Raw genomic sequence first — 14,805 nt, 5'->3', positions numbered from 1 at the left:
GCACCACTGAAATAGCTCGTCCCAGTCGTGGTCATACACGGCTGTACCCCCGGTCGGAGGCCGGGGCCCGCCGGGGCAGGCGGGACGGGACGGGCACAGACCTCCGCGATCACAACGAGGAGTACGCCCAGCAATGGCTCGTCTCGTCGGCGTCGATCTTCCCCGCGAAAAGCGGATGGAGATCGCGCTCACTTACGTTTACGGCATTGGCCGTACCCGCGCTGTAGAGGCTCTGACCGCTACGGCTATTGACCTGAACAAGCGCGCCAAGGACCTCACGGACGAGGAGCTGGTTCAGCTCCGCGACTACATCGAGTCCAACTTCAAGGTTGAGGGCGACCTGCGCCGCGAGGTCGCCGCGGATATCCGCCGCAAGGTCGAGATCGGCTGCTACGCCGGTATCCGTCACCGCAAGGGTCTGCCCGTCCGGGGCCAGCGGACCCGTACCAACGCTCGTACCCGTAAGGGCCCGAAGCGTACGGTCGCCGGTAAGAAGAAGCCCGGCCGGAAGTAATAGGAGCGCATCGACTTATGCCACCGAAGGCACGCGCAGGGGCCGCAGTCAAGAAGGTCCGGCGCAAGGAACGCAAGAACGTCGCCCACGGGCAGGCGCACATCAAGAGCACCTTCAACAACACCATCGTGTCGATCACCGACCCGACCGGTGCTGTCATCTCCTGGGCCTCCTCCGGCCAGGTGGGCTTCAAGGGCTCCCGCAAGTCGACCCCGTTCGCCGCGCAGCTCGCTGCCGAGGCGGCCGCCCGTCGTGCCATGGAGCACGGCATGCGCAAGGTCGACGTGTTCGTCAAGGGCCCGGGCTCCGGCCGGGAGACCGCGATCCGTTCGCTTCAGGCCGCCGGCCTCGAGGTCGGGCAGATCTCCGACGTGACGCCCCAGCCGCACAACGGCTGCCGTCCGCCGAAGCGTCGTCGGGTCTGACGAAGTAGTACAGATTGCCCGGCGCCGTCATCGGTGCCGGGCACATCCGATGGTCATCAAATAGCGGGTGACCGGACAGAAAGAAGAACAGCGTGCTCATCAGCCAGCGGCCGACCCTCTCGGAGGAGTCGCTCAGCGAGACCCGCTCCCGGTTCACCATCGAACCGCTGGAGCCGGGCTTCGGTTACACCCTCGGTAACTCTCTGCGGCGTACCCTGCTGTCGTCCATCCCGGGCGCGGCGGTCACCAGCATCAAGATCGACGGCGTTCTGCACGAGTTCACCACCATCCCCGGTGTCAAAGAGGATGTGGTCGAGCTGGTCATGAACGTCAAGGAGCTCACCGTCAGCTCCGAGCACGACGAGCCGGTCAGCATGTACCTGCGCAAGCAGGGACCGGGCGACGTGACCGCCGGTGACATCCAGCCTCCGGCCGGTGTCTCCGTGCACAACCCCGATCTGAAGCTGGCGACCCTGAACAGCAAGGGCCGGCTGGACATGGAGCTGACCGTCGAGCGCGGTCGTGGCTACGTCACCGCGGCGCAGAACAAGAGCGCCGGCGCCGAGATCGGCCGGATCCCGGTCGACTCGATCTACTCGCCGGTGCTCAAGGTCACCTACCGCGTCGAGGCCACCCGTGTCGAGCAGCGTACCGACTTCGACCGCCTGATCATCGACGTCGAGTCGAAGGCGTCGATCTCCCCGCGGACCGCGCTGGCCTCGGCTGGCTCGACCCTCGTCGAACTCTTCGGCCTCTGCCGTGAGCTGGACGAGACCGCTGAGGGCATCGACATCGGCCCGTCTCCGCAGGACGCGCAGCTCGCTGCCGACCTTGCCCTTCCGATTGAGGAGCTGGACCTCACCGTCCGGTCGTACAACTGCCTCAAGCGTGAAGGCATCAATTCGGTGGGCGAGTTGATAGGGCGTACGGAGGCTGACCTTCTGGACATCCGGAACTTCGGCCAGAAGTCGATCGACGAGGTCAAGATGAAGCTCGCCGGGATGGGCCTGGGCCTGAAGGACAGCGCGCCGTCCTTCGACCCCGCGCACGTGGTCGACTCGTTCGGCGACGTGGACTACGACACCGACGACTACCGCGAGACCGAGCAGCTCTAAGAGCTCGGCTGCGCCACATTTCAAGGAGCATCTGAAATGCCCACGCCCACCAAGGGTGCCCGCCTCGGCGGCAGCCCGGCACACGAGAAGCTCATCCTGGCCAACCTGGCCACCGAGCTCTTCCGGCACGGGAAGATCAAGACCACCGAGACGAAGGCCAAGCGGCTCCGCCCGCTGGCCGAGCAGCTCATCACGAAGGCCAAGCGTGGCGACCTGCACGCCCGTCGCCGGGTTCTGGGCACCGTGAAGGACAAGGACGTCGTGTACGCCCTGTTCGAGCAGATCGCTCCGCGGTACACCAACCGCCCCGGTGGTTACACCCGGATCACCAAGATCGGCCCGCGCAAGGGTGACGCCGCTCCGATGGCCGTCATCGAGCTGGTCGAGGAGCTCGAGGTCGCGGCCACCACCGGCCCGTCCAAGGAGGCCCGCAAGGCCGCCGCGCAGCAGGCCAAGGTCGAGGCTCTGGCCCCCGAGGAGGAGGCGGCTCCGACCAGCGCCGCCGCCGACGCGGACAAGAGCGACGACCAGGACGCCGACGCTCCGGTCAGCGCTTCCGGTGACAAGGGTGCCGACGCCGAGGGCGGCGACACCACCAAGGCCTGATCCTCACGGCCTAGTTGCATCGGCTACGGCCCGGCATCCCTTCCCAGGGGGCCGGGCCGCAGTCATTTCCCGATCCGAACGAGGAGCGATGACCGAATCGATCCGGCTGCGGCTGGACGTGTCGTACGACGGCGCCGAGTTCTCCGGGTGGGCGGTCCAGCCCGGTAGACGTACCGTCGCAGGGGTGTTGATCGAGGCCTTTGCCCGGTTGATCGGGGCGGAGACACCGCTCGGGATGACGGTGGCCGGCCGCACCGACGCGGGGGTGCACGCCAGCGGGCAGGTCTGTCACGTCGACCTGCCGGCCGAGCGCTGGACCGAGCTGGAGGGCTCGCTGCTGCGCAGGCTCGCCGCGCTGACCCCGCCGGATGCGAGGGTCCGGGCGATCACGCCGGTTCCGGACACCTTCGACGCACGGTTCTCGGCGACCTTCCGGCGGTACGAGTACCGGGTGGCCGACACCCCGTGGGGCCCGGAGCCGTTGCGCCGCCACGACACCCTCGGCTGGGTGCGGCCGCTCGACCTGGACCGTCTCAACGAGGGCGCGGCCGGGCTGGTCGGCGAGCACGACTTCGCCGCGTTCTGCAAGCGCAAGGAGCACGCCACCACGATCCGGGCGATCACCCGGCTGGACTGGCGGCGCGACCCGGACGGGATCTGTGTGGCCACCGTGCAGGCCGACGCGTTCTGCCAGGCCATGGTCCGCAGCCTGGTCGGGGCGATGCTGACGGTCGGGGACGGCCGGCGGGCGGCGGAGTGGCCGGCCAAGCTGCTCACCCTGCGCGAACGGTCCAGCGACGTGGTGGTGGCCCCGGCACACGGGCTGACCCTGGTCGAGGTCGGTTACCCGGACGCGGCCGAGTACGAGGCCCGGGCCGTGGCCACCCGCCGGCTGCGCGCCTGACCCTCGGCGCCGGCTCGGCGGAGCAGCACCCGGTCGTGCAGATGCCGGTCCAGGACGTCGGTGGTGACCCGCTGGATCCGCGGGTCACCGGCCGGGACCAGGTCGCCGTCCGGGCCGGTGATCACGCAGTACACGACGTAGTGGCCGCGGGTCCGCCACAGCACCGGGGTGCCCGCGCCGGTGCCGGTCCCGGTCAGGTCGGCGAACCCGCCGTCACCGGTCTCCACCAGAGCGCGGATCTGCGCGCCGACGGCTGAGGCGTTCGTGGTGTCCGGCAGGTTCAGGATGCCCGCGGTGATCCGGAAGTCGGCGTATCCCACGGTCAGGGCGGCCCGGACGGCTTGCGAACACCCGTACCGGGCAAGCGTCGTGCGCAGGGCACCGGTGGCCGCGACCGCGCAGTCGGTCGTGACGTCCCGCGCCGTCGTCGCGAAATCGGCGGAGCCGGCCGGGAAGACCTCGTCCGGGCCGAGTGGCTCCGGATCGACCGACCGGGACGCGATGCGGGCGTCGACCTCGGCGGAGGGCAGGGCGCGGGCGGGCGCCGGCCGCCGGTCGTCGGCGACGAACAGGACACCCACCATCACGAAGATGCCGAGCACGATCAGGGCGGCGAGCCCGCGAGCGACCAGCTGGGCGGTCGGGTGGGGTTCGCGGTGGAGGTGCCGCCGGGTCGCCCGGCGGTGCTGGCCGTGCGGCATGGGGCCCAAGCTAGACGTGCACGCTGATCTATGAACGCACAGCCTGTCCGGTACCCCGGCGCGGAGGCCGTCACCCGGCGGCGGGAAAATCGTGTGGTGAGCGCCGACCACTACTTCACCGCCGAACCCGACGGCCCGTTCCACAAGGGCGAGATCGAGTTCACCGTCGCCGGCCGGGACTACCGGCTCGCCGTCGCCTCCGGTGTGTTCTCCGCCGGGCGCCTCGACCCCGGCACCGCCGTGCTGCTGCGCAAGGGCGGACTGCCCGGCCCGAGCGCCGAGGGCACGATGCTGGACCTCGGCTGCGGGTACGGGCCGATCGCCTGTGTGCTGGCCAGTGAGGCGCCAGGGGTGACCGTCCACGCGATCGACGTCAACGCCCGCGCCCGTGAGCTGGCCGTGGAGAACGCCGAGCGGCTCGGGCTGTCCGGCCGGGTGCTGGTCTCCGCACCGGACGACGTGCCGGACGACGTGACCTTCACCGAGATCTGGAGCAACCCGCCCACCCACGTCGGCAAGGCCGAGCTGCACACGCTGATGGAGCGGTGGCTGCCCCGGCTCGCCCCCGGCGGCGTCGCCTGGCTGGTGATCAACCGGAACCTCGGTGGTGACTCGCTGCACACCTGGCTCACCGGGCTGGGGTGGACGGTCGAGCGGGTGGCCAGCCAGCGGGGTTTCCGGGTGCTCCGGGTCACCGGAAATTCGGCTGACTGAGCAGGGCTTTCCAGGGAGGATGCCGCCATGGGTTATGTGGATGTCGCTGGCGCCGGATTTGTGCTCCCGGACGGACGGGAGCTCTTCACCGACGTGGCGTTCCGCGTCGGCGAGGGGGCCAAGGTCGCGCTCGTCGGGCCCAACGGCGCGGGCAAGACCACGCTGATGCGGATGGTCGCGGGGGACATCCCGACCCAGAGCGGGACGATCGCCAGGGCCGGTGGGCTCGGCGTGATGCGCCAGTTCATCGGCATGATCGGCGACGACCGGACCCTGGAGGACCTCGCGTTGTCCCTGGTCGCGCCGCCCCTCCGCGCGGCCGGTGAGCGATTGGCCAAGGCCACCGCGGCCTTGGACGAGACCGAGAAGAGCCAATTGGCGTACGCCAACGCGCTCGCGAACTGGGGCGAGGCCGGGGGATACGACGCCGAGGTGCTCTTCGACACCGTGGCCGTCAGCATCCTCGGCAGACCGTGGGAGGAGGCCCGCCACCGCGTGGTGCGCACCCTCTCCGGCGGCGAGCAGAAACGGTTCGCCCTCGACCTGCTGTTCCGTGGCAACGACGAGGTGCTGCTCCTCGACGAGCCGGACAACTTCCTCGACGTCCCGGCCAAACGCTGGCTGGAACAGCGCATGCGCGAGTCGAACAAGTCGGTGCTCTACGTCTCCCACGACCGGGAGCTGCTCGCCGAGACCGCCGACCGGGTGGTGGCCGTCGAGGGCGGCGGCGCCTGGACCCATCCCGGCGGTTTCGCCTCCTGGCACGCTGCCCGGGTCAACCGGCACGAGCGGATGGAAGAGCTGCGCCGGCGCTGGGACGAGGAGCACGAGAAGCTGAAAGAGCTCGTCTTCACCCTGAAGAACAAGGCCATGTTCAACGACGGTCTCGCCTCCCGCTACCAGGCCGCGCAGACCCGGCTCCGCAAGTTCGAGGAGGCCGGCCAGCCGCCGCTGCCGCCCAAGGACCAGTCCGTCCGGATGAACCTGCGCGGCGGCCGCACCGGCAAACGGTCGGTCATCTGCGAGCAGCTCGAGCTGGAGAATTTGACGTTCCCGTTCGACCTGGAGATCTGGTACGGGGACCGGGTGGCCGTGCTCGGCGCCAACGGCACCGGCAAGTCGCACTTCCTGCGGCTGCTCGCCGCCGGTGGCACCGACCCCGACCTGGAGCACAAGCCGGTCGACGGGGCGCCGCTGTCCCCGGTGGCCCACGGCGGCCGGGCCCGGCTCGGCGCGCGGGTGCGGCCCGGGCACTTCTCGCAGACCCACGACCGGCCGGAGCTGGTGGAGAAGACCCTGGTCGAGATCCTCTGGCGGGGTGACGACCACCGGTCCGGAATGGACCGGGCCGGTGCGATGAAGTCCCTCAACCGGTACGAGCTGGCCGCCCAGGGCGACCAGCGGTTCGGCACCCTCTCCGGGGGTCAGCAGGCCCGGTTCCTGGTGCTGCTGCTGGAGCTGTCCGGTGCGACCGTTCTGCTGCTCGACGAACCGACGGACAACCTGGACCTGGCGTCCGCGGAAGCGCTGGAAGAGGGGCTGAAAGCCTTCGACGGCACGGTGATCGCGGTCACCCACGATCGCTGGTTCACCCGGTCGTTCGATCGATTCGTGCTGTTCAGGAGCGACGGCGAGGTCGTCGAGGTGCCGGAGCCGGTCTGGGACGTGCGCTAGCTTTTCCGGTGACCGACCGGTTATGGTCCGGTCACAACACATACCCACGGGAGTCCGGGCACCGGGCTGAGAGGGGGGCTGATGCGGCCCCCGACCGTCGAACCTGATCCGGGTCATGCCGGCGCAGGGAGGAGTGCTTCATGGGCACATCGTTTCCGCGTATCCAGTTTCCGCGAATCCATGTCATAACGGACTCGGTTTCCGTGGTCCGGGGCGTGGCCGGTCTGGACGACGTGGCAGTTCAGATCCGGGTCAAATCCAGTGACGCTCTCGCCTACCGGGTGGCCTTCGAAGCGGTCGCCATCTGCCGGGGCCTCGGCACACCGGTGCTGGTCAACGACCGGGTCGGCGTGGCCCTGGCGGCCGGGGCGGACGGCGTGCACGTCGGGGCGGACGATCTTCCGGTCGACGCCGTCCGGCGGGTTCTCGGGCCGGGCGCGATCGTCGGGGCCACCTGCCGGGACGCCTCCGCGGCGCGGGCCGCGGTCGCGGCCGGCGCCACCTATCTCGGGGTCGGGCCGGCCTTCCACACCTCCACGAAGGACGGACTGCCACCACCACTCGGACCGGCCGCGGTAGCGGCCGTCGCCGAGGCGGTGCCGGGCACTCCGGTCCTCGCCATCGGCGGCATCACCGCGGAACGGGTGCCGCAGCTCGCGGTGCACGGGGTCGCGGCGGTCTCCGCCTTCGTGGCGGACCCGAAGGGAGCTGTCGCGGAATTCCTGGCGGCCCTGCGATGAGCCGGGTCACCGTGGTCGGTGGCGGCATCATCGGGCTGGCCGTCGCCGCCGAACTCCTCGACCGTGGAGCGGACGTCACCGTTCTCGACCCGGCGCCGGACGGCACCGGCGGGGCCTGGCACGTCGCGGCCGGGATGCTGGCTCCCGGTGGTGAGTCGGCCTTCGAATATCCGCACCTCACCCGGCTGCTGGAAGCCTCGCACGGACTGTGGCCGGAGTTCGCGGCCTCGCTCGGGGACATCGGCTACGACACCGCCGGAACCCTGTCCGTCGCGCTCACCGCTGATGACGTGGCCTCGGCCGCCCGGGAGTGGAGACACCAGAAACTCACGCCGCTGAGCGGATCCCGGGTCCGGGAGCTCGAACCGGGGATCTCGCCACGGGTCCGGGCCGGGGCGTTCGCGGCCGACGAGCACCAGGCCGACCCCCGCCGGGTCGTCGCGGTGCTACGGGACCGCCTCGGCGGCCGGATCGTCCCGCGTCGGGTCGCCGATCTGTCCGAGGTGGACGCCGACGTCGTCGTGGTCGCGGCCGGAGCCGGGACGGCCGCACTCACCGGGCTGCCGATCCGGGCGGTCAAAGGGCAGGTGCTGCGGCTGCGCGGGGAACCCGGGCTGCTCCGGCACGTGATCGACGGGGCCGCCGACGGACGGCACGTCTACCTGGTGCCGCGCGCCGACGGCGAGGTCGTCGTCGGGGCCACCCAGGAGGAGATCACCGACTCGCGGAACACCGCCGGGGGAGTGCACGACCTGCTGCGGGCCGCCCTGGACCTGGTGCCCGGACTCGCCGAACACGAACTCACCGAAGTCACCGTGGGGCATCGGCCGGGAACCCCGGACAACGGGCCGATCCTGGGTCTCCTCGACGATCCCGCCCGCCGGGTCGTGGTGGCGGCCGGGCACTTCCGGAACGGGATCCTGCTCGCGCCCATCACCGCACGACTCATCGCTGACCTGGTGCTCACCGGGTCGGCGGATCCGATCATCGACGGGTTCGCTCCCGGGAGGTTCCGATGAAGCTGACCATCAACGGGCAGGACCAGGACCGGGCCGGTGGCTGCTCGGTGGCGACGCTGGTCGCGGAGATCATCGCGGCTCGGCGTGGGGTCGCGGTCGCGGTCAACGGGACGGTGGTGCCCCGGTCCACATGGGCCGAGGTGGATCTCGCCGACGGTGACCGGGTCGAGGTTCTGACCGCGGCGCAGGGAGGCTGACGATGACGCTGTCCCAGCGGCGTGTTCCTGCCGGTCCCGCCTCCGCTTCTCCCGCTGCCGCCCTCGATTCTCCATCCCAGGATCGGCGGTACCAGGATCAGCGGTACCACCTTGAGCAGGGGTTTCTGCCGGGGAACGGGCTTATTCTCGGTACCGGCGGGGCGAACAGTCTCGCCGCTCTGGAAGAGGCGATCGTGGCGTCGGAGACGACGCTCGTCACCGTGGCGCTGCGGCGGGTGGACGCGGCCGGTCCGGGGCTGTTGCCGATGCTGGACCGGCTCGCGGTCCGGGTGCTGCCGAACACGGCCGGTTGTTACACCGCGGGGGACGCGGTGAAGACGGCCCGGATGGCGCGAGAGGCGTTCGAGACCGATCTGATCAAGCTGGAGGTGATCGGGGACGAGCGGACCCTGCTGCCCGACGGTGTGGAACTGTTGCGGGCCGCGGAGACGCTGGTGGCTGACGGGTTCCGGGTGCTGCCGTACACCAGTGACGATCCGATCCTGGCCCGGCGGCTGGCGGATGCCGGGTGTGCCGCGGTGATGCCGGCCGGGTCGCCGATCGGGTCCGGGCTGGGGATCTCCAACCCGCACCACATCGAGTTGATCGTGCAGAGTGTCGACGTGCCGGTGGTCCTCGACGCCGGTATCGGCACCGCCTCGGACGCGGCGCGGGCGATGGAACTGGGCTGTGACGCGGTCCTGATCGCCAGCGCGATCACCCGTGCCGACGACCCGGCGGCGATGGCGGCGGCGATGCGGCACGCGGTCACCGCCGGTCGTCTGGCCCGGTCGGCGGGGCGGATTCCGCGCCGGTTCCATGCGTTGGCGTCCACACCGGACGACGGGATCGCCCAGTGGTGACGCCGGGCGGGCTCGTCGTGCTCACCGATCGGCGGTCCGCTTCCGGCCCGCTGGTGGAGGTGGTCCGCTCGGCGGTCCGTTGCGGTGCGGCGTGGGTCGTTCTCCGCGAGCGGGATCTGCCGTACGAGGAACGAGCAGCTCTGGCCGCTGAACTCCGCTCTGTGGTTCCGCCTTCGCGCTTGATCGTTGCCGGGCCGGACCCGCTCGGTGGCTCCGCGGTACACCTCGCCGGAGCCGATCCCCTCCCCACCGGCCGGCTCCTCACCGACTCGCTTCCCGCTGGCTCGCTTCCCGCCGATCCTCTTCCTGCTGATCCTCTTCCTGCCGACTCGCTTCCCGCCGGTCCTCTTCCCGCTGGTCCTCTTCCTTCCGGCGCTGCCCGTGTCGGCCGTGATTTCTCCTTCCCGGCTGAGCGTTCTTTCTCGGGCGTCGGGTTGGTCGGGCGTTCGTGGCATGGGTTCGAGGATCTGTCCAGCGTGGACTATGTGACGGTTTCGCCGGTTTATCCGACCCGGTCGAAACCTGGGTATGGGCCGGCCCTCGGGGCGGTGGGGGCTGCCGCGATGAAGGCGCCGGTGCCCTGGCTGGCGCTTGGTGGGATCGACTCCGCGGAACGTGCTCGGGAGTGTGCCTCGGCCGGAGCAGCGGGCATCGCGGTGATGGGTGCGGTGATGCGGACGCCGTCCCTGGCCCGGGAACTCGCCGAGGCCTTCGCGTCGGGCACGCCTCGGGGATCGGGCACACCTGGGGGATCGGGCACACCTGGGGAATCAGGTGCCGGTGGGGGACGGCGCGGGTTGGCTGCCGGGCAGGTAGTCGTCTCCCCGGGGAGGCGGGGGTGACTCCGGGGGTGGTGCTGACCATTGCCGGGTCGGACTCCGGGGGCGGGGCCGGGATTCAGGCTGATCTGAAGACCTTTGCCGCTCTCGGGGTGTTCGGGACCTCCGTTGTCACGGCTGTCACCGCGCAGAACACGCTCGGGGTCTCCGCTATCCATGCGGTTCCGGCTGATGTTGTGGCTGCGCAGTTGGATGCCGTGCTGTCGGACTTCTCGGTTGGCGCGGTCAAGGTGGGGATGATCTCGGATCCGGCGGTGGCGAAAGTCGTCGCGGAACGAGTGGGGGAACTGCCGAATCTCGTGGTGGATCCGGTTCTGGTGGCCACTGCGGGGAGTCGTCTGGGTGAGGTCGCGGTGGTCGGGCTGCTTCTGCCGTATGCCCGGGTGATCACGCCGAACCGGTATGAAGCCGGGGCTCTTCTCGGGCGCCGGGTCGAGACCGTCGCGGAGATGGAATCGGCGGCGGTCGAGCTTGCCGGCCTCGGGCCGCAGGCGGTCGTGGTGACCGGGAGTGAACAGGCCGTCGATGTGCTGCACGTCGACGGCGAGACCACTCTGCTGCCGGGCGAACCGATCGCTACCGGGAACAACCACGGGTCGGGTTGCACCTTCTCGTCGGCGATCGCGGTGCGGCTGGCTGCCGGTGATCCGGTGCCGGACGCGGTGGCGGCGGCCAAGGACTACGTGAATCGCGGACTTCGCGGCGGGGCCTCGTGGCGGCTGGGGGCGGGGCCCGGACCGCTGGATCACTTCGGCTGGTCCGCCTGACGGAGGCCGGGCCCACCTGACGGAGGCCGGGCCCACCTGACGGAGGCCGGGCCCACCTGACAGAGGTCGGGTCCACCTGACGGAAGCCGCCGGGTCCACCTGACGGAGGCCGGTTCGAAATCGGCTCGTGCGGCGATCTTGCGGACCCTTTGCGGCCGTACGCCGCCGGATTTGTTTGCTCTTAGGAGGTTTTGTCATGCGCCGTAAGGTCTATGTGGACGGGGCTGGGGTGCGGGTGCCCTTCACCGAGGTGGTGCTCAGCGGGGATCATGCGCCGGTGCGGCTCTACGACACCTCGGGGCCCGGTAGCGATCCCGCAGAAGGGCTGCCTGAGCTGCGGAAACCCTGGCGCAGGGGGCGGACCCAGCTCGCCGCCGCGCGGGCGGGGATCGTCACGCCGGAGATGGAGTTCGCGGCGATCCGGGAAGGCGTCGACGTCGAGGTGGTGCGGTCCGAGATCGCGGCGGGGCGGGCGGTGCTGCCGGCCAACGTCAATCATCCGGAGTCGGAGCCGATGGTGATCGGGTCGCGGTTCCTGGTGAAGGTCAACGCGAACATCGGCACGTCGGCGGTGACCTCGTCGGTGGCCGAGGAGGTCGAGAAACTGACGTGGGCCACCCGCTGGGGCGCCGACACGGTGATGGATCTGTCGACCGGGCCGCGGATCCACCAGACCCGGGAGGCGATCGTCCGGAATTCGCCGGTGCCGATCGGTACGGTGCCGATCTATCAGGCCCTGGAGAAGGTCAAGGGCGATCCGCTGAAACTGACCTGGGAACTGTTCCGGCAGACCGTGATCGAGCAGGCCGAGCAGGGCGTCGACTACATGACGATCCATGCCGGAGTGCTTCTGGAATACGTTCCGCTGGCGGCCGAGCGGGTGACCGGAATCGTTTCCCGGGGCGGTTCCATCATGGCCGCGTGGTGTCTGGCCGAGCACCGGGAGAACTTCCTCTACACACATTTCCGGGAGCTGTGCGAAATCTTCCGGGAGTACGACATCACGTTCTCGCTCGGGGACGGGCTCCGGCCGGGTTCGATCGCCGACGCCAATGACGAGGCGCAGTTCGCGGAGTTGCGGACCCTTGGCGAGCTGACCCACATCGCCTGGGAGTACGACGTACAAGTGATGGTCGAAGGTCCTGGTCATGTGCCGATGCACAAGATCAAGGAGAACGTGGACCGGCAGGTCGAGCTGTGCGGGGGAGCGCCGTTCTACACACTCGGGCCGCTGGCCACCGACATCGCGCCCGCCTACGACCACATCACGTCGGCGATCGGCGCCGCGATGATCGGCTGGTTCGGCACGGCGATGCTCTGTTACGTCACCCCGAAGGAGCATCTCGGGCTGCCGGACAAGGACGACGTCAAGGCGGGCATGATCGCTTACAAGATCGCGGCGCACGCGGCCGACCTGGCCAAAGGGCATCCCGGGGCGCAGGAGTGGGACGACGCCCTCTCCCGCGCCCGGTTCGACTTCCGGTGGGAGGACCAGTTCGAGCTGGCCCTCGACCCGGAGACGGCCCGGTCCTATCACGACCAGACGTTGCCCGCCGACGCCGCGAAGACCGCGCACTTCTGTTCGATGTGCGGACCGAAGTTCTGCTCGATGAAGATCAGCCACGAGTTGCGGGAAGCCGGGATGAAGGCCAAGTCCAGCGAGTTCGTCGACGCCGGCGGACGGGTCTATCTGCCGGTCACCGGAGCCTGACGGGGTTCGAAGTACGACGAGGGCGCCGGCTGCCCGTCGATGATCTCGGTCATCCGGCGGATCGTCGGGTCGCCCTCGTCGGCCACGTAGTCCTGATCCCGCGTGCGATCCGGCCCACCGGGCACCCCGAAGCCGCGCAGGAGCCCGGTGAGCATCACGGTGACCAGCAGGTTCACCGCCAGCGCGACGACACCGACGTAGATGCTGGCGTTGCTGTCGATACCGATCGTGTCCAGCGGCCAGGCCGATCCGCCGAAATGCTCGCGGACCACGGTCCGGCCGTCCGGGCCGCCGAGTTTCGGCACCTGATAGAGCATCACCAGCCCGGTGACGAGGCCGGCGAAGACACCGGTGACCAGTGCCCCGCGATGGAACCAGCTGGTGTAGAGACCGAGGGCCACGGCCGGCAGCGTCTGCATGATCACCACGCCGCCGATGAGCTGGAGATCGATCGCGAACTGGGTATTGAGCAGCAGGATCACCAGCAGGGCGCCGAACTTGACGGTCAGCGAGGCGGTCTTGCTGACGTACGTCTCCTCCCGGTCCGACGCGTTCGGCCGGAAGTACTGCCGGTAGATGTCCCGGGTGAACAGGTTCGCCGCCGCGATCGACATGATCGCCGCCGGCACCATCGCGCCGACACCGATCGCGGCGAACACCAGGCCGGCGGTCCAGGCCGGGGCGTTGCCGTCGAACCACTGCGGGACGACGGTGTTCCCGTTCCCGCCGACCGGCTGGGTGCCGCTGTAGATCGCGGCGAACCCGACAAGCATCAGGATGCCCAGCGTGAGCGTGTAGATCGGCAGCACCGCGAGGTTGCGCCGCAGCGTGCCCCGGTTCCGGGCGGCCAGCACCCCGGTCAGCGTGTGCGGGTAGAGGAACAGCGCCACCGCCGACCCCAGAGCCAGCGTCACGTAGTTGAGCTGACTCTGCGGCGCCAGCAGCAGGCCGTCGTCGGTGCGGGCACTCGCCGCGAACTTGGCCTCCGCGGCCTGGAACACCGGCTCCCAGCTGCCCGGCACCATCGACACGATCAGCACCGCGGCCAGCACCGCCCACAGCACCAGCGCGTCCTTCACGATCGACACCAGCGCCGGAGCGCGCAGCCCCGAATTGAAGGTGTAGAGCGCCAGCACCACGAACGCCACGGTCAGCGGCCAGCCCTTGGGCAGGCCCATCACCTCGAAGACGGCTTCGATGCCGATCAACTGCAGGGCGATGTACGGCATGGTCGCCACGATCCCGAGGACCGCGACGATCTTGCCGAGCCCCCGCGAACCGAACCGGGCCCGGACGAACTCGGCCGGAGTCACGAACCCGTGCACGTGACACACCGACCAGAACCGGGCCAGCACCACGAACAGCATCGGATAGACGATGATCAGAAACGGGACCGGGAAAAACCCGGAAGCGCCGACCCCGAAGACCAGCGTGGGTACGGCTACGAAGGTGTACGCGGTGTAGACGTCCCCACTGAGCAGGAAGAACGTCACCCAGTTCCCGAACGCGCGACCGCCCAGACCCCACTCCTCCAGGCTGTGGATTTTGTCCGGCCGGCGCCAGCGGGACGCCGCGAAACCCAGGATCGCGACCACGCCGAAGACGACGACGAAGACCGTCAGCCGAGCATCCATCAGCGGGACCGCCTGTGCAGGTAGGTGATGACGCCGCTGGCCAGGAACGCGAACCCGAGCTGGGACCAGTAGAAGAACGGGATGCCCATCAGGGCCGGGTCGACGCGGTTGTAGAGCGTCGGCGTCAGGGGCAGGACGATCGGGATGAGCAGGAGCCAGGTGCGGGGGTGCGCGTCGGGGCGGTCGAAGATGCCGCGCCGCCGGGCCGGTTCGCTGTCGTGGTCGTCGATCCCGGAGTGCCGGGAGCGGATCGTGTCCGGTTGTGGTGCCGAGTAGTTGCCGAAGTACTGGTCCCCGTGTGTCCGCTGTCGCCATTCCGCCATGGACGCCTCCGAAGCGTGATCATCGGCTTACCGGCGGCCCATGTTTGCAGGTGGCGTAA

The 14,805-nt window shown here is 69.7% G+C and carries 17 protein-coding genes, 1 pseudogene and 1 riboswitch; of the genes and pseudogenes, 15 read left to right on the top strand and 3 right to left on the bottom strand.

What is annotated here, in order from left to right:
* Window positions 1-133 precede the first annotated feature (133 nt).
* The 5 genes from rpsM (at window position 134) to truA (ending at window position 3,564) form a co-directional block, all read left to right on the top strand.
* The gene (gene rpsM, locus Aco03nite_RS22495; protein WP_203797580.1) at window positions 134-514 is read left to right on the top strand and encodes a 30S ribosomal protein S13; all 381 of its coding nucleotides are present in this window, start codon (window positions 134-136) and stop codon (window positions 512-514) included.
* A gap of 17 nt (window positions 515-531) precedes the next feature.
* Window positions 532-939 (top strand): 30S ribosomal protein S11, encoded by a 408-nt coding sequence (gene rpsK, locus Aco03nite_RS22490; RefSeq protein WP_014440747.1) that lies wholly within the window; start codon window positions 532-534, stop codon window positions 937-939.
* Window positions 940-1,031: 92 nt separating this feature from the next.
* Window positions 1,032-2,054: a DNA-directed RNA polymerase subunit alpha gene (locus Aco03nite_RS22485; RefSeq protein ID WP_014440749.1), complete on the top strand. Its 1,023-nt coding sequence runs from the start codon at window positions 1,032-1,034 to the stop codon at window positions 2,052-2,054.
* Window positions 2,055-2,090: 36 nt separating this feature from the next.
* A complete protein-coding gene (rplQ, locus tag Aco03nite_RS22480; protein WP_203797578.1) occupies window positions 2,091-2,660 on the top strand; it encodes a 50S ribosomal protein L17 in 570 nt (189 codons plus the stop codon).
* 88 nt (window positions 2,661-2,748) lie between these two features.
* On the top strand, window positions 2,749-3,564 hold the full coding sequence (truA, locus tag Aco03nite_RS22475) for a tRNA pseudouridine(38-40) synthase TruA (protein WP_203797576.1): 816 nt from the start codon (window positions 2,749-2,751) through the stop codon (window positions 3,562-3,564).
* Here truA and Aco03nite_RS22470 read toward each other — a convergent pair.
* On the bottom strand, window positions 3,504-4,265 hold the full coding sequence (locus Aco03nite_RS22470; RefSeq protein ID WP_203797573.1) for an RNA-binding protein: 762 nt from the start codon (window positions 4,263-4,265) through the stop codon (window positions 3,504-3,506). The genes truA and Aco03nite_RS22470 overlap by 61 nt on opposite strands.
* 96 nt (window positions 4,266-4,361) lie before the next feature.
* Between Aco03nite_RS22470 and Aco03nite_RS22465 the strand changes: the two genes are divergently transcribed.
* The 10 genes and pseudogenes from Aco03nite_RS22465 to thiC all read left to right on the top strand — a co-directional run bounded on the left by Aco03nite_RS22465 (window position 4,362) and on the right by thiC (window position 12,789).
* Window positions 4,362-4,979, top strand: a complete 618-nt coding sequence (locus Aco03nite_RS22465) for a class I SAM-dependent methyltransferase (protein WP_203797571.1) — start codon at window positions 4,362-4,364, stop codon at window positions 4,977-4,979.
* Window positions 4,980-5,006: 27 nt separating this feature from the next.
* Window positions 5,007-6,653, top strand: coding sequence for an ABC-F family ATP-binding cassette domain-containing protein (locus Aco03nite_RS22460; RefSeq protein ID WP_203797570.1), 1,647 nt, complete (start codon window positions 5,007-5,009; stop codon window positions 6,651-6,653).
* 36 nt (window positions 6,654-6,689) lie between these two features.
* Window positions 6,690-6,801, top strand: a riboswitch (TPP riboswitch).
* On the top strand, window positions 6,794-7,393 hold the full coding sequence (locus Aco03nite_RS22455; protein WP_203797569.1) for a thiamine phosphate synthase: 600 nt from the start codon (window positions 6,794-6,796) through the stop codon (window positions 7,391-7,393). (Overlaps the previous riboswitch by 8 nt.)
* Entirely contained in the window at window positions 7,390-8,412 is a 1,023-nt protein-coding gene (thiO, locus tag Aco03nite_RS22450) for a glycine oxidase ThiO (RefSeq protein WP_203797568.1), read from the top strand. Before Aco03nite_RS22455 ends, thiO begins: the two co-directional genes overlap by 4 nt.
* Window positions 8,409-8,609 carry a sulfur carrier protein ThiS gene (gene thiS, locus Aco03nite_RS22445; RefSeq protein WP_203797567.1) on the top strand — a complete coding sequence of 67 codons (201 nt, stop codon included), beginning with the start codon at window positions 8,409-8,411 and terminating at the stop codon, window positions 8,607-8,609. Before thiO ends, thiS begins: the two co-directional genes overlap by 4 nt.
* A gap of 125 nt (window positions 8,610-8,734) precedes the next feature.
* Complete coding sequence (locus Aco03nite_RS22440; protein WP_203797761.1) at window positions 8,735-9,472, top strand: thiazole synthase; 738 nt, start codon at window positions 8,735-8,737, stop codon at window positions 9,470-9,472.
* Window positions 9,466-9,720: pseudogene (locus Aco03nite_RS54735) on the top strand (thiamine phosphate synthase); the annotation flags it as partial. The gene Aco03nite_RS22440 and the pseudogene Aco03nite_RS54735, both read left to right, overlap by 7 nt.
* A 228-nt stretch (window positions 9,721-9,948) precedes the next feature.
* Window positions 9,949-10,314, top strand: a complete 366-nt coding sequence (locus Aco03nite_RS54730; protein WP_373872629.1) for a thiamine phosphate synthase — start codon at window positions 9,949-9,951, stop codon at window positions 10,312-10,314.
* A complete protein-coding gene (gene thiD, locus Aco03nite_RS22430) occupies window positions 10,311-11,078 on the top strand; it encodes a bifunctional hydroxymethylpyrimidine kinase/phosphomethylpyrimidine kinase (RefSeq protein WP_203797564.1) in 768 nt (255 codons plus the stop codon). Before Aco03nite_RS54730 ends, thiD begins: the two co-directional genes overlap by 4 nt.
* Window positions 11,079-11,274: 196 nt before the next feature.
* Window positions 11,275-12,789, top strand: a complete 1,515-nt coding sequence (thiC, locus tag Aco03nite_RS22425; protein WP_203797562.1) for a phosphomethylpyrimidine synthase ThiC — start codon at window positions 11,275-11,277, stop codon at window positions 12,787-12,789.
* Here thiC and Aco03nite_RS22420 read toward each other — a convergent pair.
* Together Aco03nite_RS22420 and Aco03nite_RS22415 are read right to left on the bottom strand one after the other, a co-directional pair.
* Window positions 12,765-14,423, bottom strand: coding sequence for a sodium:solute symporter family protein (locus tag Aco03nite_RS22420; protein WP_203797560.1), 1,659 nt, complete (start codon window positions 14,421-14,423; stop codon window positions 12,765-12,767). The genes thiC and Aco03nite_RS22420 overlap by 25 nt on opposite strands.
* Complete coding sequence (locus tag Aco03nite_RS22415; RefSeq protein ID WP_203797558.1) at window positions 14,423-14,746, bottom strand: DUF3311 domain-containing protein; 324 nt, start codon at window positions 14,744-14,746, stop codon at window positions 14,423-14,425. The genes Aco03nite_RS22420 and Aco03nite_RS22415 overlap by 1 nt, the downstream gene beginning before the upstream one ends.
* Window positions 14,747-14,805: the final 59 nt, after the last annotated feature.

Origin of the sequence: Actinoplanes couchii (assembly GCF_016862075.1) — a bacterium.
Classification (GTDB): Bacteria; Actinomycetota; Actinomycetes; order Mycobacteriales; family Micromonosporaceae; genus Actinoplanes; species Actinoplanes couchii.
Note: the sequence above shows the minus strand (reverse complement) of the source record. Positions and strands in the feature narration are given on the sequence as shown.

Excerpts from the sequence above, each read along its gene's own strand:
- Aco03nite_RS22420 (WP_203797560.1), bottom strand. The coding sequence starts at position 14,423 with ATGGATGCTCGGCTGACGGTCTTCGTCGTCGTCTTCGGCGTGGTCGCG.
- truA (WP_203797576.1), top strand. The coding sequence starts at position 2,749 with ATGACCGAATCGATCCGGCTGCGGCTGGACGTGTCGTACGACGGCGCC.
- Aco03nite_RS22460 (WP_203797570.1), top strand. The coding sequence starts at position 5,007 with ATGGGTTATGTGGATGTCGCTGGCGCCGGATTTGTGCTCCCGGACGGA.
- Aco03nite_RS22455 (WP_203797569.1), top strand. The coding sequence starts at position 6,794 with ATGGGCACATCGTTTCCGCGTATCCAGTTTCCGCGAATCCATGTCATA.
- rpsK (WP_014440747.1), top strand. The coding sequence starts at position 532 with ATGCCACCGAAGGCACGCGCAGGGGCCGCAGTCAAGAAGGTCCGGCGC.
- thiO (WP_203797568.1), top strand. The coding sequence starts at position 7,390 with ATGAGCCGGGTCACCGTGGTCGGTGGCGGCATCATCGGGCTGGCCGTC.
- rpsM (WP_203797580.1), top strand. The coding sequence starts at position 134 with ATGGCTCGTCTCGTCGGCGTCGATCTTCCCCGCGAAAAGCGGATGGAG.
- Aco03nite_RS22470 (WP_203797573.1), bottom strand. The coding sequence starts at position 4,265 with ATGCCGCACGGCCAGCACCGCCGGGCGACCCGGCGGCACCTCCACCGC.
- thiC (WP_203797562.1), top strand. The coding sequence starts at position 11,275 with ATGCGCCGTAAGGTCTATGTGGACGGGGCTGGGGTGCGGGTGCCCTTC.
- Aco03nite_RS22415 (WP_203797558.1), bottom strand. The coding sequence starts at position 14,746 with ATGGCGGAATGGCGACAGCGGACACACGGGGACCAGTACTTCGGCAAC.
- rplQ (WP_203797578.1), top strand. The coding sequence starts at position 2,091 with ATGCCCACGCCCACCAAGGGTGCCCGCCTCGGCGGCAGCCCGGCACAC.
- thiS (WP_203797567.1), top strand. The coding sequence starts at position 8,409 with ATGAAGCTGACCATCAACGGGCAGGACCAGGACCGGGCCGGTGGCTGC.